Origin of the sequence: Loktanella atrilutea (genome assembly GCF_900128995.1) — a bacterium.
Classification (GTDB): domain Bacteria; phylum Pseudomonadota; class Alphaproteobacteria; order Rhodobacterales; family Rhodobacteraceae; genus Loktanella; species Loktanella atrilutea.
The window spans coordinates 419434-442199 of the sequence record NZ_FQUE01000001.1 but is presented as its reverse complement, the minus strand read 5'-3'; the positions used below and the strand labels follow the sequence as shown (position 1 = coordinate 442199).

At 68.1% G+C, this 22766-nt stretch carries 22 protein-coding genes; 10 read left to right on the top strand and 12 right to left on the bottom strand.

All coding sequences use genetic code 11. The features are described from left to right. Window positions 1-95: 95 nt before the first annotated feature. The 7 genes from BUA54_RS21715 to pyrH all read right to left on the bottom strand — a co-directional run bounded on the left by BUA54_RS21715 (window position 96) and on the right by pyrH (window position 5798). Window positions 96-221: a hypothetical protein gene (locus tag BUA54_RS21715; protein ID WP_281250628.1), complete on the bottom strand. Its 126-nt coding sequence runs from the start codon at window positions 219-221 to the stop codon at window positions 96-98. 78 nt (window positions 222-299) lie between these two features. Next, window positions 300-1622, bottom strand: a complete 1323-nt coding sequence (gene rseP / locus BUA54_RS02090; RefSeq protein ID WP_072855533.1) for an RIP metalloprotease RseP — start codon at window positions 1620-1622, stop codon at window positions 300-302. Window positions 1623-1626: 4 nt separating this feature from the next. After that, the gene (gene dxr / locus BUA54_RS02085) at window positions 1627-2796 is read right to left on the bottom strand and encodes a 1-deoxy-D-xylulose-5-phosphate reductoisomerase (protein WP_072855532.1); all 1170 of its coding nucleotides are present in this window, start codon (window positions 2794-2796) and stop codon (window positions 1627-1629) included. Continuing rightward, on the bottom strand, window positions 2793-3596 hold the full coding sequence (locus BUA54_RS21520) for a phosphatidate cytidylyltransferase (protein ID WP_072855531.1): 804 nt from the start codon (window positions 3594-3596) through the stop codon (window positions 2793-2795). The genes dxr and BUA54_RS21520 overlap by 4 nt, the downstream gene beginning before the upstream one ends. Before the next feature lies 1 nt (window position 3597). Beyond that, window positions 3598-4335, bottom strand: a complete 738-nt coding sequence (uppS, locus tag BUA54_RS02075; protein WP_072855530.1) for a polyprenyl diphosphate synthase — start codon at window positions 4333-4335, stop codon at window positions 3598-3600. Between the two features lie 60 nt (window positions 4336-4395). Beyond that, window positions 4396-4956 (bottom strand): ribosome recycling factor, encoded by a 561-nt coding sequence (gene frr / locus BUA54_RS02070; protein WP_072855529.1) that lies wholly within the window; start codon window positions 4954-4956, stop codon window positions 4396-4398. Between the two features lie 119 nt (window positions 4957-5075). Beyond that, window positions 5076-5798, bottom strand: a complete 723-nt coding sequence (gene pyrH, locus BUA54_RS02065; RefSeq protein WP_072855528.1) for a UMP kinase — start codon at window positions 5796-5798, stop codon at window positions 5076-5078. Window positions 5799-5910: 112 nt separating this feature from the next. On the opposite strand from pyrH, the gene miaA reads away from it, so the two are divergent. The 3 genes from miaA to BUA54_RS02050 all read left to right on the top strand — a co-directional run bounded on the left by miaA (window position 5911) and on the right by BUA54_RS02050 (window position 9567). Further along, a complete protein-coding gene (miaA, locus tag BUA54_RS02060; protein WP_072855527.1) occupies window positions 5911-6804 on the top strand; it encodes a tRNA (adenosine(37)-N6)-dimethylallyltransferase MiaA in 894 nt (297 codons plus the stop codon). A gap of 65 nt (window positions 6805-6869) precedes the next feature. Continuing rightward, window positions 6870-7709 carry a helix-turn-helix transcriptional regulator gene (locus tag BUA54_RS02055; protein ID WP_072855526.1) on the top strand — a complete coding sequence of 280 codons (840 nt, stop codon included), beginning with the start codon at window positions 6870-6872 and terminating at the stop codon, window positions 7707-7709. A gap of 181 nt (window positions 7710-7890) precedes the next feature. Continuing rightward, window positions 7891-9567 (top strand): ABC transporter substrate-binding protein, encoded by a 1677-nt coding sequence (locus BUA54_RS02050; protein ID WP_072855525.1) that lies wholly within the window; start codon window positions 7891-7893, stop codon window positions 9565-9567. Window positions 9568-9663: 96 nt separating this feature from the next. Here the strand turns inward: BUA54_RS02050 and BUA54_RS02045 are convergent, their stop codons facing one another. Continuing rightward, on the bottom strand, window positions 9664-10962 hold the full coding sequence (locus tag BUA54_RS02045) for a DUF2254 domain-containing protein (protein WP_072855524.1): 1299 nt from the start codon (window positions 10960-10962) through the stop codon (window positions 9664-9666). Window positions 10963-11111: 149 nt separating this feature from the next. Here BUA54_RS02045 and BUA54_RS02040 point away from each other — a divergent pair, with 149 nt between their 5' ends. After that, on the top strand, window positions 11112-11957 hold the full coding sequence (locus BUA54_RS02040; protein ID WP_072855523.1) for a DUF1206 domain-containing protein: 846 nt from the start codon (window positions 11112-11114) through the stop codon (window positions 11955-11957). On the opposite strand, the gene BUA54_RS02035 is transcribed toward BUA54_RS02040, so the two are convergent. Further along, the gene (locus tag BUA54_RS02035) at window positions 11954-12541 is read right to left on the bottom strand and encodes a lytic transglycosylase domain-containing protein (protein ID WP_072855522.1); all 588 of its coding nucleotides are present in this window, start codon (window positions 12539-12541) and stop codon (window positions 11954-11956) included. The genes BUA54_RS02040 and BUA54_RS02035 overlap by 4 nt on opposite strands. Window positions 12542-12673: 132 nt before the next feature. On the opposite strand from BUA54_RS02035, the gene ssb reads away from it, so the two are divergent. After that, complete coding sequence (ssb, locus tag BUA54_RS02030; protein ID WP_072855521.1) at window positions 12674-13195, top strand: single-stranded DNA-binding protein; 522 nt, start codon at window positions 12674-12676, stop codon at window positions 13193-13195. A gap of 39 nt (window positions 13196-13234) precedes the next feature. Here the strand turns inward: ssb and aroB are convergent, their stop codons facing one another. Further along, on the bottom strand, window positions 13235-14338 hold the full coding sequence (aroB, locus tag BUA54_RS02025) for a 3-dehydroquinate synthase (RefSeq protein ID WP_072855520.1): 1104 nt from the start codon (window positions 14336-14338) through the stop codon (window positions 13235-13237). Beyond that, on the bottom strand, window positions 14335-14907 hold the full coding sequence (locus BUA54_RS02020) for a shikimate kinase (RefSeq protein ID WP_072856107.1): 573 nt from the start codon (window positions 14905-14907) through the stop codon (window positions 14335-14337). The genes aroB and BUA54_RS02020 overlap by 4 nt, the downstream gene beginning before the upstream one ends. Before the next feature lie 159 nt (window positions 14908-15066). Here BUA54_RS02020 and BUA54_RS21140 point away from each other — a divergent pair, with 159 nt between their 5' ends. The 5 genes from BUA54_RS21140 (at window position 15067) to ggt (ending at window position 20991) form a co-directional block, all read left to right on the top strand. Next, window positions 15067-15219, top strand: a complete 153-nt coding sequence (locus BUA54_RS21140; protein WP_178352695.1) for a hypothetical protein — start codon at window positions 15067-15069, stop codon at window positions 15217-15219. A gap of 2 nt (window positions 15220-15221) precedes the next feature. Further along, window positions 15222-16769 (top strand): hypothetical protein, encoded by a 1548-nt coding sequence (locus BUA54_RS02015; RefSeq protein ID WP_245810541.1) that lies wholly within the window; start codon window positions 15222-15224, stop codon window positions 16767-16769. After that, on the top strand, window positions 16766-17725 hold the full coding sequence (locus tag BUA54_RS02010; protein ID WP_072855519.1) for a site-specific tyrosine recombinase XerD: 960 nt from the start codon (window positions 16766-16768) through the stop codon (window positions 17723-17725). The genes BUA54_RS02015 and BUA54_RS02010 overlap by 4 nt, the downstream gene beginning before the upstream one ends. Before the next feature lie 85 nt (window positions 17726-17810). Further along, window positions 17811-19118, top strand: a complete 1308-nt coding sequence (locus BUA54_RS02005; RefSeq protein WP_072855518.1) for an HlyC/CorC family transporter — start codon at window positions 17811-17813, stop codon at window positions 19116-19118. Between the two features lie 79 nt (window positions 19119-19197). Beyond that, window positions 19198-20991, top strand: a complete 1794-nt coding sequence (gene ggt / locus BUA54_RS02000; protein ID WP_072855517.1) for a gamma-glutamyltransferase — start codon at window positions 19198-19200, stop codon at window positions 20989-20991. Between the two features lie 163 nt (window positions 20992-21154). Here the strand turns inward: ggt and BUA54_RS01995 are convergent, their stop codons facing one another. After that, window positions 21155-22699 (bottom strand): helicase HerA-like domain-containing protein, encoded by a 1545-nt coding sequence (locus BUA54_RS01995; RefSeq protein WP_072855516.1) that lies wholly within the window; start codon window positions 22697-22699, stop codon window positions 21155-21157. Between the last annotated feature and the right edge of the window lie 67 nt (window positions 22700-22766).

Genomic DNA, 22766 nt, shown 5'->3' with positions numbered 1-22766 from the left:
CTGTTGCACCGGAATTACTTGGTCCCGGTCGGGATGTCAAAACGAACCAGCACTAACTGTGGTATGCCGCGCAGTTCGCGCGGCGACCGTCACATTTAGATCAACGCAAGGTAGGCGCCGGCATAGAGCGCTGCAATCATCGCGGCCGTCGTCAGCATGCGGTCCCAGTTCAGCGTCACCAACGTGCTGACGCCCCGGAAACCCTTGGTCATGGTCTGCATGGTATCCTCCTTCTGGACAGGAGGACGCCCTGACAGGGCAATGGGGCGGAAATGTGACCCGTATGAGGCACCCTGTCCCTAAGGACAGAGCAGCAGATCGTTCAGGATCGAGAAGACCATCATCCCCGCGATGATCGTCAGGCCGCCGATCATCATCACGTTCATCGCCCGTTCCGACGGCTTGCGCCGGGTCACTGCCTCGTAGGCGTAGAAGACGAGGTGGCCGCCGTCGAGGATCGGGATCGGGAACAGGTTCAGCAGGCCGACGCCGGCCGACAGCACGGCGATGAAGCTCATGTAGGACGCCAGCCCCTGCCCCGCCATCGTGGCGCTGGTTTCCGCGATGCCGACCGGGCCCGACAGGCTGCAGGTCGAGATGTCGCCGGAAATCATGTGCGACAGGGCCGACAGCGACATGGTGATCGAGAACCAGAGCTGCTTCATCCCCAGCCAGAGGGCCGTCCACGGGGCGACGGTGTCGGTCGCGGTCTGGAAGAAGAGGTCGCCGGTGATGCCGATCAGCCAGCGCGTTTCGAACGTGCCGTCGGCCTTGGGCAGGTCCATGCGGCGCGGGGCGAGTGTGACGTCTCGGGTGGCGCCGTCACGCCAGATCGTCAGGTCGAGCGACCGGCCGTCGGCGGCGTTGACCACGTCGACAATCTGGCGGAAGGCGAATATGGGCTGACCGTCGATCGCGGTGATGACGTCCCCGATGCGAAGACCCGCGTCGTCGGCGGCGGATCGCGGCGTGACGCCGGAGGCGCGCGGCGGCAGCGGATAGGGCCCCTGCACCACGACATCGGACCCGTCGCGGCGCACGGTATAATCGACGCGGTCCGTCACCGGCAGGGTGTCGAGGCTGACGTCGCCGCCCATGTCGACGGCGCCGACCTTCACGATCTGGTCGCCGGGCCGCAGGTCAGAGGCATAGGCCGGCGGCAGCGCGACCTCGTCCTTGTAGGTGACCGGGTCGGTGGGCATGCCGGTGACCATCAGGTAGGCGGCGAAGAGCGCGACGGCGAGGATGAAGTTGAACACCGGGCCGGCCGCCACGGTCGCCGCGCGCGCCCAGAGCGGCGCGCCGGCCATGGTGTTGCGTGGATCGTGGCCCGCCACCGTCGTGGTGCCGCCGACGCTGGCCGCATTGGCGTCGCCCAGGAACTTGACGTAGCCGCCGAAGGGCAGCGCCGCCACCTGCCAGACCGTGCCGCGCCTGTCGGTGCGGGAATAGATGACCGGGCCGAAGCCGAGCGAGAAGACCTCTGCATGGATGCCAGACCAGCGGCCGACGATGTAGTGGCCGTATTCGTGGATCGCCACGATGATCGACAGCGACACCACGAAGGCCAGCAGGGTGAACAGGCCACCGCCCAGTTGCGGCAGAAGTTGCGTCAGGTCCACTGTGTCATCCCCGGTTTTCCAAGCTTTCCGCGACGCGCAGGCGCGTCAAGCGGTCGATGTCCATGATCGTATCTAGGTCGAGCGGGGCGTTGTGCTGCCCCCCCTGCGCTGACAATTTGGCGAGCGCGTCGGCGACGAGTCCGCTCATGTCCATGAAGCCGATCCGCCCGGCGATGAAGGCGTCGAGGGCGGCTTCCTTCGCGGCATTGAAGACGACCCCCATCAGGCCGCCCGCCGCCATGACCTCTCGCGCAAGGCGCAGGGCGGGCCAGCGCGCCTCGTCGGGCGCACGAAAGGTCAGCGCGCCGATCTGTGCGAGGTCGAGACGCGCGACCGGCAGATGTTTCCGGTCGGGCCAGTGCAGGGCATAGCCGATGGCGTGGCGCATGTCGGGCGGTCCGACGTGGGCCATCAGTGCGCCGTCGTTGAACCCGACGAGGGCGTGGATCAGGGATTCCGGGTGGACGATGGCCTCTATCCTGTCCGGATCGATGCCGAAGAATTCCTTCGTTTCAATCAGTTCCAGCGCCTTGTTGAACATCGAAGCGGAGTCGATGGTGATCCGCTGCCCCATCGCCCAGTTCGGGTGGCTGGACGCCTCTGCCAGCGTCGCGGTCTTCAGCCGGTCCAGCGGCCAGTCGCGGAAGGCACCGCCGGAGGCAGTGATGACGATGCGCTCGACGGCGGCGATGTCCTCGCCCGCCAGTGCCTGGAACACGGCGGAATGCTCGCTGTCGACGGGCAGGATCGTGGCGCCGTGGGTCCGGGCGGTCTGCATCAGCAGGGGACCGGCGGTGACGAGGGATTCCTTGTTGGCCAGCGCCAGCGTGGTGCCCTGCTCCAGCGCCGCCATGCCCGGCGGCAGACCGGCGGCACCCACGATGGCGGACATGATCCAGTCGGCGGGACGACGCGCGGCATCGGCGATGGCGGCGGCACCGCAGGCAGCCTCGATCCCGGTGCCGACCAGCAGATCCTTCAGTTCAGCGTAGCAGTCAGCGCTGTCGACTACTGCAACTTCGGCGCGCAGGTCCTTGGCATCCTTTGCCAAAAGCTGTGCGTTACAGCCGCCCGTCAGGGCCACGACGTCATAGACGTCGGGATCGCGGCGGATCAGGTCGATGGTGCTTTGCCCGATGGACCCGGTGGCCCCGAGGATGGAGATGCGCCTCAAAAGGCCACTCCGGGGACGTTGAAGGTGCCGGCGACGAAAAGCATGAAGAGCGAGGCGCCCAGAAGTGCGTCGAACCGGTCGAACAGCCCGCCGTGGCCGGGGATCAGGGTAGAGCTGTCCTTGACCTTCATCCGGCGTTTCAAGGCGCTTTCGGCGACGTCGCCCATCTGGCTGGCGAAGCTGAGGATCATCGACAGGATCACGATCTCGAACCCTGCCGGGGTGAACAGGGTGAAGATCCAGCCCATCAGGCCGGCCGCAACCCAGCCACCGGCGGTGCCGGACCATGTTTTCTTGGGGCTGACCTTGGGCCAGAACTTTGGCCCGCCCACGGCGCGGCCGATCATGTAGCCGAAGACATCCGTCGCGACCACGACGCAGATGACCCAAAGAATCCAGATGAAGCCGTAGTCGGCGCGGAACGTGACCAGCCCCCATCCCGCGACCTGAATGCCGAGCGAGAAGCAGAAGAACGACAGGCGTTCGTGCTTGACCATGTAGGACCCGACGCAGGGCACGACGAGGAACAGCAGCAGACCCAAGGTGGAGGCATGTTCCAGCATCCCCGACAGCACCGACGCCGTCAGCGCCGCCTGCAGCATGCCCGGCGTGGGCAGGTCGGGCGCAATCATCATCCAGAGTTCCCAGATCATGACGGCGGTCACGAAAACCACCATCATCTGGAACCAGACGCCGCCGAGCATGACGCCGATGGACCCCACGACGATCATCGCGGCGCTGGACAGAAGACGCACCGTCAGGTCGTCCCACTTGCCGGAACTGGCGGGTGTGGGGCTCACGTCAGGCCAGAACGGCGCCGAATCGACGCTCGCGCTTGCCGTAGCCGGAGAGGACCTGCGCAAAGACCTCCTTGCTGAAGTCGGGCCAGAGCGTGTCGATGAATTCGTATTCCGCGTAGGCCGACTGCCACAGCAGGAAGTTGCTGATCCGCGCCTCACCGCTGGTGCGGATCACGAGGTCGGGGTCGGGCAGGAAGCGGGTGTCGAGGAACTTGGACAGGATTTCGGCGTCGACGTCCTTGTAGGACAGGCGCCCCTGCTCAACCTCGAAGGCCAGCCGCTGGGCGGCACGGGTCACCTCGTCGCGGCCGCCGTAGTTCAGGGCGATCGTCAGATGCACCTTGTCGTTGCCGGCGGTGAAAAGTTCAAGGTTGTCCATCAGGCGCACCAGCTTGTCGTCGAGCTTGATGCGGTCGCCGATGAAGCGCACCCGCACGCCCTCGTCGAACAGCGCCTTCGCCTCTCGCATGATGTAGCGGCGGAAGAGGGCCATGAGGCCGGAGACCTCGGTCTGGGTCCGCTTCCAGTTCTCGGTCGAAAAGGCGAAGATCGTCAGATACTTGACGCCCTCGTCCGGGCAGGCCCGGACGATTTCCCGCACCCGGCGCGCACCGGCGTGGTGGCCGAAGAGGCGCGGGCGGCCGCGCTGCTGCGCCCACCGGCCGTTTCCGTCCATGATGACGGCAACGTGGTTCGGGCCTTTGGCCGCGTCACTCAACTTGATGTCGTCCTTGGGCATGATGCCTCTTTCCGTCCTGCTCGGCCCGCCTGCGGCTGGCCATGTGAAGCCCCCGCCTCTTCAGACCTGCATGATCTCGGCCTGCTTCGTCTCCAACGTCTCGTCGACCTTCTTGATGTGCGCGTCGGTCAGTTCCTGCACGGCGGATTCCCAGAATTTCTGATCGTCCTCGGCCATGCCGTCCTTGGCGCGCTTGATCTGGTCCATGCCGTCGCGGCGCAGGTTGCGGATGCTGACGCGCGTCGCTTCGGCATACTGGCCCGCGACCTTGGTCAGTTCGCGGCGGCGTTCCTCGTTCAGTTCGGGGATCGGCAGCATGATGATCGTGCCGTTCATCTGCGGATTGATCCCAAGACCGCTTTCGCGGATCGCCTTTTCGACCTTGTTCACGAGGCCCTTGTCCCAGACGTTGATCGTGACCATGCGCGGTTCGGGCACGTTCACCGTGCCGACCTGATTGATCGGGGTCGGGCTGCCGTAGGCGTCCACCATGATCGGTTCCAGCATGGAGCCGGAGGCACGGCCCGTGCGCAGCGATGCCAGTTCGGTCCGCAGGTTGGCGATGGCGCCATCCATGCGGCGTGCCAGATCGTCGGTGTCGAGTTCGAAGTCGTCAGTCATATTCGTCTTGCTCTGTCTCGCGGCAAACTGCCTGCCTTGCCCGCTCTTAGGGCAAAGGCATTAAAATGTATAGGTCGCCGTCACCGCGTTTCGCGGAGTGTGGCGGAACCCGCCCATGTTCAATCGTGCACGGTGGTGGATGTTCCCTCGCCCGCAAGGATTCCCTTGAAACCACCCATGTCGTCGAGGCTGAAGACGATGATCGGCAGGTGGTTGTCGCGGGCCAGTGCGATGGCGCTGGCGTCCATGACGCCAAGGTGCTTCTGCAGCACCTCGTCGTAGCTGATGCGCTCGTAGCGTTTCGCGTCCGCGTGCTTCTTGGGGTCCTTGTCGTAGACGCCGTCGACCTTGGTGCCCTTGAAGATCGCCTCGCAACTCATTTCGTTCGCACGCAAAGTCGCGGCCGTGTCGGTGGTGAAATAGGGGTTACCGGTGCCGGCGGCAAAGATGCAGACGCGCTTCTTTTCAAGGTGCCGGACGGCCCGCCTGCGGATGTAGGGTTCGCAGACCTGATCCATCGGAATGGCAGAGATCACGCGGGTGTGGATCTTCAGCTCCTCCAGCGCGGACTGCATGGCGAGCGCGTTCATCACCGTGGCGAGCATCCCCATGTAGTCGGCGGTCGTCCGCTCCATCCCCTGTGCCGACCCCTGCAATCCGCGGAAGATGTTGCCGCCGCCGATCACCATGCAGATCTCGACCCCCATGTCGTGGACCGACTTGACCTCTCGGGCGATGCGCTGGACCGTGGGCGGGTGCAGGCCGAAGGCGGTGTCGCCCATCAGCGCCTCGCCCGAAATCTTGAGCATCACGCGCCCGTATTTGGTCCGGTTTTCGGTCATGGGGAGGGTCCTTTGCTGGGGCGGTGGGGCTGCTGCTTTCGCTGCGGCGCAAAATGAAGCATATGGGCGGCAGGTTCAATGCCGCAGGTCGGCCCCCACGCAGAAAGTCCCGATGCTTCCGCCGTTGACCCCAGACACACCGGTCCTGATCGCGGGCCCGACCGCCAGCGGAAAGTCGGCGCTGGCACTGGCGATCGCGCGGGCACAGGGGGGCGTGGTCGTCAACGCGGATGCGCTGCAGGTCTTCGACGGCTGGCGGTTGCTGACGGCGCGCCCCTCCGACGCGGATCTGGCGCAGGCGCCGCACGCGCTTTACGGTCATGTGCCGCTGAAGGGCGACTATTCGGTGGGTCACTGGCTGCGAGACGTGGCCCCCCTGCTGGGTGGCGCGCGGCCGATCATCGTGGGCGGCACGGGCCTGTATTTTACCGCCCTGACGGAGGGGCTGGCAGAGATCCCGCCGGTGCCGCTAGCGGTGCGGGCCCGCGGCGATGCCCTGCCCTTGCCTGCCCTGCTGGACGGGATCGACGCGGCCACCCGCGCAAGGATCGACACCGCCAACCGGATGCGGGTCCAGCGCGCGTGGGAGGTGCAGGAGGCAACGGGCCGCAGCCTGTCCGACTGGCAGGACGCCACGCCGCCGCCGCTGCTGCCCCTCGACCGCACCCTGCCCCTTCTGATCGACGCGCCGCGCGACTGGCTGACGCCGCGGATCGCACGGCGCTTCGACATGATGCTGGACGCGGGCGTGCTGGCCGAGGCGGCGGCGATCCGGCCGCAGTGGCGCCCGACCGACCGGTCCGCCCGTGCCATCGGCGCGGCAGAGCTGATGGCCCACCTCGACGGCGAAATGTCGCTGACGCAGGCGCGCGCGGCCGCGATCATCGCCACACGCCAGTATGCCAAGCGGCAGAGGACGTGGTTCAGGGCCCGGATGCGGGGCTGGCACCGGCTGAATGCCGCCGAAACGGACCTGTCCGGCGTCGCGGCGGCCCTGATCCGATAAACGGGATTGTCTAGAATCGTCCGCCACCGCAGACTTGAAGTCTGACCTGACAGGAAGGTTCCGCCATGATTCAAGACGCCAGCCCGATGTCGCCGCAGACGACCGCACTGGCCTTGCATGCGCTGGGTCAGGGACCGCTGGCGAACCGCTGGCGCACCGAGGCGATGCGCAGCCACGCGACGCCGCGCCTGATCTTCTTCGCCCGCGGTCAGGGCCGGATCACCGTCGCCGGGCTGACCAGCGGCTACGGCGCCAACAACCTGATCTTCATCCCCGCCGGCACGATGTACGGGTTCGAGATGGGGCCTTCGGTCTTTGGCCAGATCATGGCGGTGCCGGGGGCGATGGCCGCCGAATGGCCGGACCGGCCCGTCCACCTGCGCCTGAAGGACGTCGCCTCGCAAAAGGAACTGCTGGCCTTGCTGGAGGGGCTGGAGCGGGAACTGCACTCGGACCGGCCGCAGCACCGGCGCGCGGCGCATTACCATGCCGGGCTGCTGTCGGTCTATCTGGCGCGGCAGGTGGCGCTGAAGGCCGCGGACCCCGCCCGCGACCGGGCCGACACCAGTGCGGCCCGCCTCGTCGCCGCCTATACCGGGCTGGTGGAACGACACTTTCGCGCCGACCGCGGGGTCGCGGCCTATGCCGCCGAACTGGGCGTGACGCCGACGCATCTGACCCGCTGCTGCCGGCAGACCTGCGGCCAGTCGGCGCTGGCGCTGCTGGCCAACCGCCGCCATTACGAGGCCTGCGTGATGCTGCGCGACACCACCACGCCGGTGCAGGACATCGCCAGCGCCACCGGTTTCCAGTCCGCCGCCTATTTCAGCCGCGCCTTTCAGGCGCGCGCCGGCCAGAGCCCCAGCGCCTTTCGCCGCAGCGGTGCAAGTCCCCGCCACGGCTGATCCTGCGGCCCGCCGCTTACCCGCATCCTGCAAACGTGACAGGTCGCGCATTGACCTGCGCCCCGTCATGGGGCCTGATGCGCGCACATGCCCCTTCGCGGATGTCACCGTCCCGCCCGCCGGCCCCGGCCTGTCGCGCGGACGGCGTCCCCGTTCACCGCCTGCGACCGGAAGACTTCAGATGACCGACACGACGACGACGCGGCTTCACCCGGCGGTCCGGATGTATGCGGAAGAGGTGCGCCGCGGCACGCTGGACCGGCGCGCGTTCCTGTCTCGCGCGACGGCGCTCGGCGCCACCACCGCCACCGCCTATGGCCTGATCGGACTGACGGCACCGGCGCGCGCACAGGAAACCGCCCCGCAAGGCAGCACCCTGCGCATGCAGATGGAGGTGCGCGCCCTGCGCGATCCGCGGGCCTTCGACTGGCCGCAGATCGCCTATATCACCGCGGGCTGGCTGGAATACCTGGTGGAATACCACAACGACGGCACCTTCGGCCCCTGGCTGCTGGACCGGTGGGAGGTCAACGACGACGCCACCCGCTACACCCTGCACGTCCGCCCCGGGGTGACATGGAACGACGGCACGCCCTTCACCGCCGCCGACGTGGCCCGCAACATCGCGGGCTGGTGCGACAAGGGCGTGGACGGCAATTCCATGGCCGGTCGCATGGCGGCCCTGATCGACCCTGTGACCGGGCAGGCGATCGCGGGGGCCATCGCGACGCCGGACGACATGACGGTGGTGCTGACCCTGCCGCGGCCCGACATCACGATCATCGCCGGGATGTCGGACTACCCCGCCCAGATCGTGCCCGCGGATTTCGACGCCAGCGACATCCTGACCCGCCCCAAGGGCACCGGCCCCTACCTGCCGGAGACGGTGGAGGTCGGCGTCAAGGCGGTGCTGGTGCGCAACCTGGACCACGCCTGGTGGGGCTACGACGCCGGCAAGGGCGCATCCGTCGACCGGTTCGAATTCATCGACTACGGCACCGACCCGTCAGCCCATGTCGCCGCCGCCGCGGCCGGAGAGATCGACGTGATCTACGAGACCGTGGGTGACTACGTCGACATCCTCGACGGGATGGGCTGGCAGAAGAGCAAGGTCGCCTCCGGGTCGACCATCGTGATCCGCCCGAACCAGCAGGCCGTGGTCGACGGGCGCATGCCCTACGCCGACGTGCGGGTGCGGCGGGCCATCGCCATGGCCGTCGATCCCGCCGTCTGTCTGGAGCTCGGCTACGGCGACCGCGGAGAGGTGGCGCGCAACATGCACATCGGCCCGATGCACCCGGAATGGGCCGACGTCCCCGCGCTCGCGGTCGATCCCGCCGCCGCCCTCGCCCTGCTGACGGAAGCGGGCTGGCAGGACGACGAGATGGAGCTGATCTCGGTCGACGACGACTGGCGCAAGAACACGACCGACGCGGTCGCGGCCCAGTTGCGCGACGCCGGATTCAAGGTGAAGCGGACCATCGTGCCGGGCAGCGCCTTCGCCGTGAACTGGACGACCTATCCCTTCTCGTCGACCGACTGGAACCACCGGCCCCTCGGCATCCAGATCTACGCCCTGGCCTATCGCTCGGGCGAGGCCTGGAACGAGTCCGGCTTTGCCAATTCCGCCTTCGACAGTCTGCTGGACCGCGCGGGCGCCATCGCCGATGCGGATGCGCGGCGCACGATCATGGCAGAGTTGCAGACCATCATGCGCGACGAGGGCGTCGTACTGCAGCCCTACTGGCGGTCGCTCTACCGCCACGCGCGGCCCGGGGTGACCGGGGCCGAGATGAACATCAGCTACCTGCCGCGCCTCTACGACTTCGGCATCGCGGCCCCCGCCGCCCCCGACTGACCGCCGCCCGCCTTCTTCTCGTCGAAAATACCTCGGGGTCCGGGGCTGGCCCCGGTCCGACCCTGGCCACCGCGCATCGCCGGCCGGGCCTTTCGTCTACGTCCGCGTCACTTGCGAATCCGCGGCCGGGATCTGCGCCACTTCCGCGACCCGGTCCGCGATCCGCTGCAAATGGGACAGATCCGCGTCGAAGATCATCGCCTCGCACGCATAGGTCATCGCGCGGCGCGATTCCCCCACCGCCCCCGCGGCAAAGATCCGGGGATCGAGCCGCACCAGCGCCAGAAGCGCGTTTTGCAGGGCGACGTGCACCTCGTAGAGCGCCGCGCCGTCGCGCGACATCGCGCTGAAGGCGTCGCGCAGCATGTCCTCCGACTGCAGGCCGTGGACGTAAAGGCGCGGAAAGATGACGTCGACCTCCGATGTCTCGTTCCAGAGCGACAGCACGCGGGTCATGCGGCGGATGACGTCGATCGCGGTGCCGGGGTCGTTGACCGCGGGCGAGAGGGCACGGCTGGCGATTTCCGACAGGGTGATCATGCCGAAGCGGGGATCCTGATCGAAGCTGCGGGTCATGCCGATGTCGAAGCAGTTGCCTACCTGCTGCAGAAGGGTGTCGTAGGCCTCGCCCGTCGGACCGTTCAGGATATGGGCGAGGTCCGATCCGCGATAGACGAAATTGCCGGGCGTCACGGCGATGTAGATCGTGCAACCGGCCTCCTCTGCCAGATCGTTCAGGCTTTGAAGGTTGATGAACTGGATATGGCCCACCTTGTCGGACCTGATCGGGACCGCCGCGTCCGGCGGATGGGCGCGGTGCATCGGGTTGGCGCCCAGCCAAGGGGTCTTAAGCCGGCGGGTCATGGCGTCCGCCGCCGCATCCTCGACCCGCGCCATGGTGTCGCCGAGGCGCCCGAAGTCGGTCAGATGGCCGATCCAGCGCACGAGGTTGAACACGATCAGGATCAGCACGAGGATCGTCGCGGCGAACAGGATGACGCGGCCGCCCTCGCCGTAGATCCCGATCTTGAGGCTGATGATCCCGACCAGAGAGAAGATGAAGGCTCCGATGAAGCTGGCCAGCACCTGCTGCGCCGTGCGATCGGTCTTGAGCAGCTGGAACGCCCGCGGCGTGGCGGTGCTGGACGCGGCGGCGAAGGCCGCCAGCATGATCGACAGCGAGAAGGTCGTGACCGCCAGCATCGAGCTTGCGAGGATGTTCAGAAGGCTGTCGATCGCGTCGGCGCCGATCTTGAAGGCCCATGACGACGGGATGTAGGCCCGCAGCCTGACCGCCACCACCGCCGCGAGGAGGCCGAGGACGGCGTAGCATCCGATGGGCACCCAGATATGGTTGAACATGCGCTTCAGGCGGTATCGCAGGGATGACAGCATGGTGTGATGCTTTCTGGCAGGACGCCGAAGACCCGTCCGGCACGTCATCGCAACCATAGCACGGCGCACCGGATTGCCCAGATCGTGCGGCCGGGGGAACTTCCCGCCGCGCAGAACATTGGGTTGCATCACATTTGGCGGAGCAACGGATGGCCGACGACAAACTGAACTGGGCGATGCCCGTGATGCGGACAGGCTATGCCGGGCGCGCGCTGGTCTATGCCATCGTGTCCGGCATCTCCCTCTTCGCGATCTGGCACGGCGAGGAGGCGAAGGGCACGTCCGAGGCGCTGTCGATGGTCGAACGCTCTCCCTTCGGTCTCGTTGCGCTCTGGGTCGTGGCACTGGGCCTTTTCGCCTACATGGCATGGCGGCTGGTCGATGCGGGCTTCGATCTGGAGGATCACGGCACCGACGCCAAGGGGATTCTCGCCCGGCTCGGGCAGGCGGTCACGGGGCTGATCCACGGCGCGCTGGGGGGACTGGCGCTGCTGCTGATCTTCGGGTCCACCGACAGCGGCGAAGGGTCAAAGACCGCGTTCTACCTTGCCAAGCTGATGTCGTGGCCGTTCGGAGAGATCATTCTGGGTGCCGTCGCGCTCGTCACGATGGGCGCCGGCGTCTACTATCTGGCGAAGGCCTGGACCCAAAGCTATCGCAAGAAGCTGCAGGCGAACCGCTTCACGCTGCACTGGAATCGGCTGCTGCAGGCGGGTGTGGCGGCGCAGGGCGTGTCGGTGCTGATCATCGGCGGGCTGATGGGGCTGGCCGCGTGGCAGCACGACCCGCAGGCGGCGGGCGGGCTCGACAAGGCGTTCGGCTGGCTGGGACAGCAGGTCTACGGGCAGGTGCTGGTGACCGCGATGTGCGTTGGGCTCGGGCTCTTTGCGCTGTTCATGGCGGTGAATGCCGTCTACCGCATCATTCCCCGGCTGAAGGACCCCGACGTGATGTCGCTGGCGACCAAGGTGAAGCAGATGGCGGATGGCGCCTAGCTGCCCCAGATCACGCGGACGTAGTTGCGCGTTTCGGCGTAGGGCGGGATGCCACGGTATTTCTCGACCGCGCCCGGGCCCGCGTTGTAGGCGGCCAGCGCGTGGGGCCAGTTGCCGAACCGCTGATATTGCAGCTTGAGGTAGCGGGCGCCGCCCTCGAGGTTCTGGACCGGGTCGGTCGGGTCGACGCCGAGGCGGCGCGCCGTTTCCGGCATGAGCTGTGCCAGTCCCATCGCGCCCTTGTGCGACCGCGCTCGGGCGTTCCAGCCCGATTCCTGCTGCACGAGGCGCAGGAACAGATCCTCTGGCACGCCGTGCTTGCGAGCGGCGCTGCGCGCCAGCGCCAGATAGGGACCGTTATAGCGTCCGATGAAGGCCGGCGTCGCGGGTGCCGCGACGGGGACCACCGCACGCTTCGGCTGCAGCCGGACCGAGTTGCTGTATTGCCCGGCGGACCGGGTATCGAGCACCGACAGCTGGTTGCGGAACAGCGACATGCGCGACGAGGTGGAGACCGTATCGGCTGCAAGTGTCTGCCCCGTGAGGCCAAGCGCCATCGTCAGTCCAAGACCGATCATCCGCATACCAACATCCCCGTCCCCATTTTCTTGCCGCCACCTTAACCGAAATCGCCTTTCGCGCCACCCCTTGATCGGTTCACCTCTGCGCGCTTATCTGCCACACTGGCGCAAACGCAGAATCGCGAGGAAAAAGTTATGGCGGGTTCGGTCAACAAGGTCATTCTGATCGGCAACCTCGGTGCCGATCCGGAGGTGCGCAGCTTTCAGAACGGCGGCAAGGTCTGCAACCTGCGAATCGCCACGTCCGAGACGTGGAAGGACAAGCAGTCGGGCGAGCGCAAGGAGCGCACCCAGTGGCATTCGGTCGCCATCTTCTCGGAACCTCTCGCGCGGGTGGCAGAGCAGTATCTGAAGAAGGGATCGAAGGTCTATGTCGAGGGGCAGCTGGAAACCCGCAAGTGGCAGGACCAGTCCGGCGCGGACCGCTACAGCACGGAGGTCGTGCTGCGGCCCTTCACCTCGACCCTGACGATGCTCGACGGGCGCGGTGATGGCGGCGGTGGCGGCGGCATGGGCGGCGGCGGTGGCGGCTACGGGTCGGACGGCGGCTATGGCGGCGGCTACGACCAGGGCGGCGGCTATGGCGGCGGCAGTTCCGGCGGGTCGTCCTCTGGCGGCGGTCGCGGCGGCGACATGGACGACGAAATTCCGTTCTGATGGATGCGCCGCCCTTCGGGGCGGCGTTTTCATGCCGCGTCAGGCGGCGTCGCGCAGGACCGAGAGGACCGCATCCCGCGGCACGTCCGATGTGACGAAGGCCTGACCGATGCCACGCGCCAGCACGAAACGCAGTTTGCCCCCGATCACCTTCTTGTCCTGCCCCATCAGGGCCAGCAGCGACTCTGCGTCCGGCAGGTCGCCGGGGATGTTGCGGATGTCGACCTTCATCCCCATGTCGCGCAGGTGGGCCCGGACGCGGCTGGGGTCTTCCTGACTGCACAGGCCGAGGCGCGCCGACAGATCGAAGGCCAGCGCGCAGCCGATGGCGACCCCTTCGCCGTGCAACAGGCGGTCGCCGTAGCCGGTCGCCTTTTCCAGCGCGTGACAGAAGGTATGGCCGAGGTTCAGCAGCGCGCGGTCGCCCTGCTCGGTCTCGTCGCGCACCACGATTTCGGCCTTCATCTGGACGGACCGCGTGACCGCGTGGACACGGGCGGCCAAGTCGCCGGCGGCCATTTCGGGCGCGTGCGCTTCCAGCCAGTCGAAGAAGGCGGTATCGCCCAGCAGGCCGTATTTCACGACCTCGCCGTAGCCGGCCAGAAAGTCGCGGGGCGGGAGCGTCGCCAGCAGGTCGGTATCGGCCAGCACGAGGCTGGGCTGGTGGAAGGCGCCGATCAGGTTCTTGCCGTGGCCGGTGTTGATTCCGGTCTTGCCGCCGACGGAACTGTCGACCTGCGCCAGCAGGGTCGTCGGCACCTGCACGAAGCGCACGCCCCGCCGCAGGATGGCCGCGGCAAAGCCGCCGAGGTCGCCAATGACGCCGCCGCCGAGGGCGATCACGACGTCGCCCCGCTCGACCCGCTGATCGAGCAGGAAATCGCAGCAGGCTTCGAGCTGGGCCCAGCTTTTCGTGCCCTCGCCCGGCGGCAGGGCCAGGGCCGCACTTGTCAGCCCGGCCCGCGCCAGCGCGTCTTGCAGCGGCCCCAGATGGAGCGCGGCGACGGTCTCGTCCGTCAGGATCGCGACGTGACGGCGACCGCCGAGGGCCGCGATGCGGGCCCCCGCCCCCGCCAGCAGGCCGGGGCCGATCAGCACGTCATAGGCGCGCCCCGGCAGGGCGACGGGCACGGTCTGTGTCATGAGAGGTCTTCCAGTATGTCCTTGCGGGTCTTCAGAAGGTCGAGGACGGCATCCGTCGTCTCCTCGATCGAGGCGCGGTGCCGCACGTCGAGGTGCAGCGCGGCCTTGGCATAGACCGGCGTGCGGTCGGCGAAGATGCGCGCCAGCGTCGCCTGCGGGTCGGCGGTGCGCAGCAGGGGGCGCGAATCCTTGTGGCGCACCCGGTCCCAGAGCAGGTCGAGCGGGGCGTTGAGCCAGACCGCGACTCCGTGCTGGCCGATGGCCCTGCGGTTGCCTTCGGCAAGATAGGCGCCGCCGCCCGTCGACAGGATGCAGGGCGCGCCGGTCAGCAGGCGGGCGATGACCTCCGATTCGCGGCGACGGAAGAACGGCTCTCCGTCACGGGCGAAGATTTCGGCGATGGAGGCGTTGGCGGCGGTCTCGATCTCGGCGTCGCTGTCCAGGAACGGCACGGCCAGCCTGTGCGACAGGGCGCGGCCGATAGCGGTCTTGCCCGATCCCATCATCCCCACCAGCACCACCGTACGGCGCAGGACAAGGCGCGCCCCGCTCTGGTCGGCCGTCGTCACCGTCACATCCGCCCCCTGATTAGCGCGCCGGCGCAGGCCGCGCGCCGCCGAGTTTCGAATTGTCACCCTGAATGGCGTGATCTTGCCGAAAAGGCCATATATAAACACGGGAGATCCGGCGAGAGGTCGGGCGACAGGCACAAGACGGGACGCGAATACATGTGGCGACTGATCAAGGCACTTTTCTTTCTGGCGGTTCTGGCGGCACTGGCGCTGATCGCCTACGCCTACGCCGGACCGCTGTTCTTTCCCGGCGATTTCGCCCCGCCCACGCAAGAGATCACGCAACCCGTCACGCTGGGCACAGATTGACCGTGGTGCGGCGCTGGCTGCCCCTGATCGCGATGGCGCTGGCGGCGCCGGCCATGGCACAAACGACGCAAGGACCCGCGAACCGGCCCCTGTCGGCGATCGACTGGCTGTCGCGCTCGGTCGAGGAACCGGCGGTTTCGCCGGAACCCGTTCCGCGGCCCCGCCTGCCGGAGGCGCCGGTGGCGCAGGGCGCCGGCACGCCGCAAATCACCGTGACGCCGCTGGATGCCGCGACGCCGCAGGCGATCGGCACCCTGCCCCAGGCCCTGACCGGACTGCCCCCGACCCTGTGGACCGCCAGCGATACCACGACGCTGACCACCCTGATCCAGGCCGTGGGGGAACCCGGCCTGCCCGCGCTGCACGATCTGCTGCTGACACTGCTGCTGGCGCAGGCAGAGGCGCCGGCGGGCGGCGGCCATGCCCTGCTGCTGGCGCGCATCGACAAGCTGCTGGACCTTGGCAACCTGAACGAAGCGCTGGCCCTGACCCGCGCCGCCGATCCCACGGACCCGGACGTCTTTCGGCGCTGGTTCGACATCGCCCTGCTGACCGGGACGGAGGATGCGCCCTGCGATGTCATGCGGTCCGCCCCCGGTCTGGCACCGACGTTTCCGGCGCGGATCTTTTGTCTCGCGCGCGGGGGCGACTGGATGGCGGCGGCGCTGACGCTGAACACGCACCGGGCGCTGGGCGACATGTCAGAGGAAGACGACGCCCTGCTGTCGCGCTTTCTGGATGCGGACCTTGTCGACCCCGATGCCCCCCTGCCCCCGCCGGAACGCCTGAGCCCGCTGATCTTTCGGATGCGCGAGGCGATCGGCGAAGGCATGTCCACGGGGCCGCTGCCGCTGGCCTTTGCCAGTGCCGACCTGCGCGACACGGTGGGCGAGAAGGCGCGGCTCGACGCGGCCGAACGGCTGGCGCTGCACGGGGCGCTGTCGGCGCAGGATCTGGCGCAGGTCATGTCGCGGGTCACGCCTGCGGCCTCTGGCGGGGTCTGGGACCGGGTGGATGCATTCCAGAAGCTCAACGCGGCTGTGAACGCGGCGGACCCGGATGCGGTGGCGCAGACCCTGCCCGCCGCGTGGGACGCGATGCGCACGATCCGGGCGGAGGTGGCCTTTGCCAGCCTTTACGCCGCCCCGCTGGCGCGGCTTGACCTGACCGGCGAGGCCGCCACGATCGCCACGACCCTAGGGCTGCTGTCGGACGATTACGCCGGCGTCGCGGACCGCACCCCGTCGCTGGACCCGCTGCTGCGCGCCGTGGCGACCGGCCGTTTCGCGGCCATCGCACCCCAGACCGCGATGGAAGAAGCCATCGTCGCGGGCTTTACCCAGAAGGTACCGCCGGAGGTCTTTGCCGACCTGCTGGCCGAGGACAAGCTGGGCGAGACGCTGCTGCGCGTGCTGCCGGTCTTCGATGCGGGCGTCGCCGGCGACGCCCGGTCGGTGACGGACGCGCTGCTGGTCCTGCGCCGGGCGGGGCTGGACGACACCGCGCGGCGGGCCACGCTGCAACTGCTGTTGCTGGACCGGACGACATGACCGGCGCGGGATCCATGGGCGGCCCCGACGGCATGGCGCGCTGGATCCAGACCTTCGTCGCCGCGCAGGCGGCCGAACTCGACGCCGCGCGGAACACGCAGCTGGCCTATGCCCGCGACCTGAACGACGTGGCGGGCTGGCTGGCGGACCGGGACCTGCATTTCGCGACCGCCACGCAGGACGACGTCGAAGGCTACCTGATCGACTGCGACGCGCAGGGGCTGGCGCGCGCGACCCGCGCCCGTCGCCTGTCGTCGATCCGGCAGCTTTACCGCTTCGCCTTCGAGGAAGGCTGGCGCGCCGACAATCCGGCGATCCGGATCAAGGGGCCGGGCAAGGCGAAATCCCTGCCCAAGACCCTGAGCATCGAGGAGGTCGCCCGCCTGCTGCAGGCCGCCCGGGACAGCGGCGTCGACGCGGTCAAGAACACCTGCCTGATGGAACTGCTCTATGCCACCGGGATGCGCGTGACCGAACTGGTATCGCTGCCCGTCAGCGCCGCGCGGGGCGACCCGCGGATGCTGCTGGTGCGCGGCAAGGGCGGCAAGGAACGGCTTGTGCCGCTGTCGCCCCCTGCCCGCGCCGCCGTCACCGCATGGCTGGCGGACTGGGATGCCCAGCAGGACCAGCGCCGGGCAGAGGGCAAGCCGGTGTCCAAACACCTCTTTCCCACCCGCGGCAAGACCGGCCACATGACGCGGCAACGCTTCTTCTTCCTGATCAAGGAACTGGCCAACGCCGCCGGCGTCCCGCCCGAAGACGTGACACCCCACACCATGCGCCACGCCTTTGCCACGCATCTGCTGGCGGGTGGCGCCGACCTGCGGGCGATCCAGATCATGCTGGGCCATGCGGATGTCGCCACGACGGAGATCTACACCCACGTGCTGGACGAGGCGCTGACCGACCTCGTGATGACCCACCACCCGCTGGCGCGCAAGACCGCCGCCAGCTGACACCGCATCGCAGCGGGACGCCGCCCCTCTTGAAGGGATGCCGTCCGCACCCCATAACCAAGCCGAACAACTCTGAAAGCTGACCATGGACCCCTCGACGACCGGCGCCTCCCTTTTCGACGCCTCCTTCTGGCTGACGGCAGGGGGCATTCTGGTGCTGCTGGTGATGTCGGGCTTCTTCTCCGGCTCTGAAACCGCGCTGACGGCGGCCTCTCGCGGCAAGCTGCGGGCGGCCGCGGACCGCGGCAGCAACGGCGCGCAGACCGCGCTCGAGGTGACGGAGGACAGCGAGCGGCTGATCGGCTCCGTCCTTTTGGGCAACAACGTGGTCAACATCCTCGCGACCTCTCTTGCGACGGCGTTGCTGACCACGACCTTCGGCCCGAACGGCGTGGCGCTGGCGACCGTCGTGATGACCCTGCTGGTTTTGATCTTCGCCGAGGTTCTGCCGAAGACCTATGCCATCACCAATCCCGAAAGCACCGCGTCGCTGGTGGCGCGTCCGATCAAGGTGGTGATCCTCGTCTTCTCGCCGCTGGTCGCCGCCGTGCGCTATTTCGTGCGCGGCGTGCTCTACGTCTTCGGCGTGCGCACCGATCCGGACAGCCACATCCTCGCCGTGCGCGAGGAGATCGCGGGCGCCCTGCAGCTGGGCCATTCGGAAGGTGTGGTCGAGAAGGAGGACCGCGACCGCATCCTCGGCGCGCTGGATCTGGGCGAGCGCACCGTCGAGGAGGTGATGCTGCACCGCTCCGGCATCGAGATGGTGGACGCCGACCAGCCCGCCGCCGACATCCTGCGCCAGTGCCTCGAATCCGCGCATACGCGCCTGCCGCTCTATCGTGGAGACCCCGAGAACATCGTGGGCGTGATCCACGCCAAGGACCTGCTGCGCGCGACCCACAACGCGACCGCCGACGGGGCGGACCGGATGACGCGCGTCGACATCATGGATGTCGCGATGCCGCCCTACTTCATCCCGGAAACGACGACCCTCGACGACCAGATGCGCCAGTTCCTGAAGCGCAAGACGCATTTCGCGCTGGTGGTGGACGAATACGGCGCCCTGCAGGGCCTTCTGACGCTGGAGGATATCCTCGAAGAAATCGTGGGCGAGATCGCCGACGAGTTCGACGAGGAAGACGACTACGTCATCACGCGGACCGAGGACGGCGCCTATCTGATCGACGGGTCGATGACGATCCGCGACGTGAACCGGGCGCACGACTGGAACCTGCCCGACGACGAGGCGAACACGGTCGCGGGCCTCGTGATCCACGCCGCGCAGATCATCCCGCTGGAGGGGCAGGTCTTTTCCTTCCACGGTTTCCGCTTCGAGGTGATGGAGAAGGACGAGAACCGCCTCGCCACGCTGAAGATCCGCCCACTCTGACCCGTCGTGCACTTGAAGGTTGCGCTTTGAGGCTGGTCCTTCATGCTGGCGGCATCCCTGCCAGCATGAAGGACACGCCATGCACCGCCTCTCCCTGATCGCCCTCGCCGCCCTCTGCGCCACGCCACTGTCCGCCCAGCAGGCCGCCGACGCCATCGCACCCGAGGCGGTCGGCGCCGGCGACAGCTTTGCCGGGCTGTCGGACGGCGCGCGCGCCGCCCTCGACGCCAAGGCCGCGGGCAAGCCGGTGACCGCGCAGGACTGGATGATCGCCGCCGCCAACCCGCTGGCGGTGCAGGCGGGGGCCGACGTGCTGGCCGCGGGGGGTACCGCCGCCGATGCCATGGTCGCGACGCAGGCGGTGCTGGGTCTGGTGGAACCGCAGTCCTCGGGCCTCGGCGGCGGGGCCTTCCTCGTCTGGTACGACGCCGCCAGCGGCGAGGTCACGACGCTGGACGGCCGCGAAACCGCCCCGCTGGCGGTGACTCCGAAGGCCTTCCTCAAGGACGACGGCACACCGCTGCAGTTCTTCGACGCGGTGGTCGGCGGTCTGTCCGTCGGCACCCCCGGCACGCCGAAACTGCTGGAGGATGCGCACCGGCGCTGGGGCCGCGCCAACTGGGCGAGCCTCTTCGACGATGCGATCCGACTGGCGGACAACGGCTTCGCCGTTTCCGACCGCATGGCCGGGGCCATCGCCGAGGATGCGGAGCGTCTGTCGCGCTTCCCAGCCACCGCCGCCTATTTCCTGCCCGATGGGCAGCCGCTGGCCGGCGGCGCCACGCTGACCAACTCCGACTATGCCGACACCCTGCGCCGGATCGCGGCCGAAGGCACCGACGCCTTCTACACCGGCCCCATTGCGCAGGACATCGTGACGACCGTGCGCACCGCCGCCGGCAATCCCGGCTATCTGGCGCTGGACGACCTTGCGCTCTATCGGGTGAAGGAGCGCGACCCCGTCTGCGTCACATACCGCACGGCAGAGGTCTGCGGCATGGGCCCCCCCTCCTCGGGTGCGCTGACTGTGGGCCAGATCCTCGGCACGCTGGACACCTTCGACCTTGCGGCGCTGGGGCCGGACAACCCCGAAAGCTGGCGCCTGATCGGCGACGCCTCGCGCCTCGCCTTCGCGGACCGGGGCCGCTACATGGCCGACAGCGACTTCGTGCCGATGCCGACGGCGGGGCTGACCGCCGCCCCCTACCTCGCCGAACGCGCCGGCCTGCTGAAAGGCGACGACGCCCTGCCAGAGGTCGCCCCCGGCCAACCGGACTGGGATCACGCGATGCTCTGGGGCGACGACATGGCGATCGAATTCCCCTCCACCTCGCACATCTCGATCGTGGATGGCTACGGCAACGCCCTGTCGATGACCACGACGATCGAGAACGGCTTCGGCAGCCGCCTCTTCGTGCGGGGCTTCCTGCTGAATAACGAGTTGACCGACTTCAGCTTCGCCACCCACGACGACGCGGGCTATCCCATCGCCAACCGGATCGAGCCGGGCAAGCGCCCCCGGTCGTCCATGGCGCCGACAATCGTCATGCGGGACGGCAAGCCCGCGATGGTCGTGGGCTCGCCCGGCGGCAGCCAGATCATCGGCTACGTGGCACAGGCGATCATCGCGCACCTCGACTGGGGCATGGACGCGCAGCAGGCGGTGGCGATGGGCCACGTTCTGAACCGCTTCGGCACGATGGACATCGAGGCCGGCACGCCCATGGCCGACCTGGAGGCGCCGCTGACCGACCTCGGCTTCGAGGTGAAGGTCGGCGACCTGAACTCCGGCCTGCAGGCCATCGTGATCGACGCGGACACCCTGACCGGTGGCGCCGACCCCCGCCGCGAAGGCATCGCCCTGGGCCGGTGACACCGGCCGCCCGATCCCGCAAACCGCCCCCTGTCCTCGCTTTTTTTCAAATACTCAAAGACAGCCATCGGCCATATGCGCGGGCCGTGCCACTGTCGCGCAGGATCCGCATCCATCTGACCAGATCGACGCGGGTCCCGCCCGCCGTCACGGGCGTGGCGACCTACCTCCCCCTGAACAGCCCGCCCAGAATGCCGCGCACGATCCGGCGCCCCGTGGTGCCCTTCAGTTCCTTGATGACGACCTGCGCCACGGCGCCGCCGAAACCCTCGTCCTGCGCGCTGCCGCGCCGCCGGGACGTCGACCGACCGGCCTGCGGCGCATCGTAGCGGCGGGCGCGATTGAATTCGCGTTCCTGCGCCGCGGCCTCCGCCGCGACCGCCTCGGCCTTTGCCGCTTCGACCGCGGCGGCGTCCGCCCGCTTGGCCAGCATCTCGAAGGCACTTTCCCGGTCGATCGCCGTGCCATACTTGCCGGCCATCGGAGAGTTCGCCATCAGCACCGCGCGCACGGGCAGATCGATCGGCCCCAGTTGCGACGACGGCGGGCGGATCAGGGTCCGCTCCACCATCAGCGGCGCGCCCTTGGCGTCGAGCATGGAGGTCAGCGCCTCGCCCGTGCCGACCTGCTGGATCGCCTCGGCGGTGTCGAAGGCGGGATTGTCGCGGTAGGTTTCGGCCGCTTTCCTGAGGTCCTGCCGGTCGCGGGCGGTGAAGGCGCGCAGGGCGTGCTGCACCCGGTTGCCCAGCTGCCCCAGCACGTCGTCGGGCACATCCGCCGGGTTCTGGGTAATGAAGAAGACGCCGACGCCCTTGGACCGGATCAGCCGGGCCACCTGCTCCACCTTGTCGACAAGCACCTTGGGCGCCCCGTCGAACAGCAGATGCGCCTCGTCGAAGAAGAACACCAGCTTCGGCTTGTCCGGGTTCCCGACCTCGGGCAGCACCTCGAAAAGCTCCGACAAAAGCCACAGCAAAAACGTCGAATAGAGCTTCGGGCTGCCCATCAGCTGATCGGCGGCGAGGATGTTGATCTGCCCGCGTCCGTCGGGGGCAAGCGTCATCATGTCCGCAAGGTCCAGCGCCGGTTCGCCGAAGAGCGCCGCCCCGCCCTGATTTTCCAGCACCAGCAGCTGCCGCTGGATCGCGCCGACGGAACTGCTGGCGACGTTGCCGTAGCGCAGCGAGAGTGCCTTGGCGTTCTGCCCGACCCAGACCAGCAGCGCCTGCAGGTCCTTGAGATCCAGCAGCGGCAGCCCCTCCTCGTCGGCCACGCGGAAGGCGACGTTCAGAACGCCCTCCTGCACGTCGGTCAGTTCCAGCAGGCGGGCCAGCAGCAGCGGCCCCATCTCGGCCACGGTGGCGCGGACCGGGTGGCCCTGCTTGCCCAGCAGATCCCAGAAGGTCACCGGAAAGGCGCTGTACTGCAGGTCGAGGCCGATGGTCGCGGCCCGTTTAGCGAAGGCGTCGTGCAGTTTGAAATCGGGCGAACCGGCGGCGGCGAGGCCCGAAAGATCGCCTTTCACGTCCGACAGGAACACCGGCACGCCCGCGGAGGAGAAGCCTTCGGCCATGATCTGCAGGGTGACGGTCTTGCCGGTCCCGGTGGCGCCGGCGATCAGCCCGTGACGGTTGGCCTTGTCCAGCAGCATGACCTGCGGCGTGCCGTAGTCCGCCCCGCCGCCCCCCAGAAAGATGTTGTCCGTCATGCCTGCCCCGCCTCTTTTGCGCAGATTCAAAATACATCCTTAACCCCTTTGTGCCAGAACAAAGGTG

Excerpts from the sequence above, each read along its gene's own strand:
- BUA54_RS21715 (WP_281250628.1), bottom strand. The coding sequence starts at position 221 with ATGCAGACCATGACCAAGGGTTTCCGGGGCGTCAGCACGTTGGTGACG.
- uppS (WP_072855530.1), bottom strand. The coding sequence starts at position 4,335 with ATGCCCAAGGACGACATCAAGTTGAGTGACGCGGCCAAAGGCCCGAAC.
- frr (WP_072855529.1), bottom strand. The coding sequence starts at position 4,956 with ATGACTGACGACTTCGAACTCGACACCGACGATCTGGCACGCCGCATG.
- pyrH (WP_072855528.1), bottom strand. The coding sequence starts at position 5,798 with ATGACCGAAAACCGGACCAAATACGGGCGCGTGATGCTCAAGATTTCG.
- miaA (WP_072855527.1), top strand. The coding sequence starts at position 5,911 with ATGCTTCCGCCGTTGACCCCAGACACACCGGTCCTGATCGCGGGCCCG.
- BUA54_RS02055 (WP_072855526.1), top strand. The coding sequence starts at position 6,870 with ATGATTCAAGACGCCAGCCCGATGTCGCCGCAGACGACCGCACTGGCC.
- BUA54_RS02050 (WP_072855525.1), top strand. The coding sequence starts at position 7,891 with ATGACCGACACGACGACGACGCGGCTTCACCCGGCGGTCCGGATGTAT.
- BUA54_RS02045 (WP_072855524.1), bottom strand. The coding sequence starts at position 10,962 with ATGCTGTCATCCCTGCGATACCGCCTGAAGCGCATGTTCAACCATATC.
- BUA54_RS02040 (WP_072855523.1), top strand. The coding sequence starts at position 11,112 with ATGGCCGACGACAAACTGAACTGGGCGATGCCCGTGATGCGGACAGGC.
- BUA54_RS02035 (WP_072855522.1), bottom strand. The coding sequence starts at position 12,541 with ATGCGGATGATCGGTCTTGGACTGACGATGGCGCTTGGCCTCACGGGG.
- ssb (WP_072855521.1), top strand. The coding sequence starts at position 12,674 with ATGGCGGGTTCGGTCAACAAGGTCATTCTGATCGGCAACCTCGGTGCC.
- aroB (WP_072855520.1), bottom strand. The coding sequence starts at position 14,338 with ATGACACAGACCGTGCCCGTCGCCCTGCCGGGGCGCGCCTATGACGTG.
- BUA54_RS21140 (WP_178352695.1), top strand. The coding sequence starts at position 15,067 with ATGTGGCGACTGATCAAGGCACTTTTCTTTCTGGCGGTTCTGGCGGCA.
- BUA54_RS02010 (WP_072855519.1), top strand. The coding sequence starts at position 16,766 with ATGACCGGCGCGGGATCCATGGGCGGCCCCGACGGCATGGCGCGCTGG.
- BUA54_RS02005 (WP_072855518.1), top strand. The coding sequence starts at position 17,811 with ATGGACCCCTCGACGACCGGCGCCTCCCTTTTCGACGCCTCCTTCTGG.
- ggt (WP_072855517.1), top strand. The coding sequence starts at position 19,198 with ATGCACCGCCTCTCCCTGATCGCCCTCGCCGCCCTCTGCGCCACGCCA.
- BUA54_RS01995 (WP_072855516.1), bottom strand. The coding sequence starts at position 22,699 with ATGACGGACAACATCTTTCTGGGGGGCGGCGGGGCGGACTACGGCACG.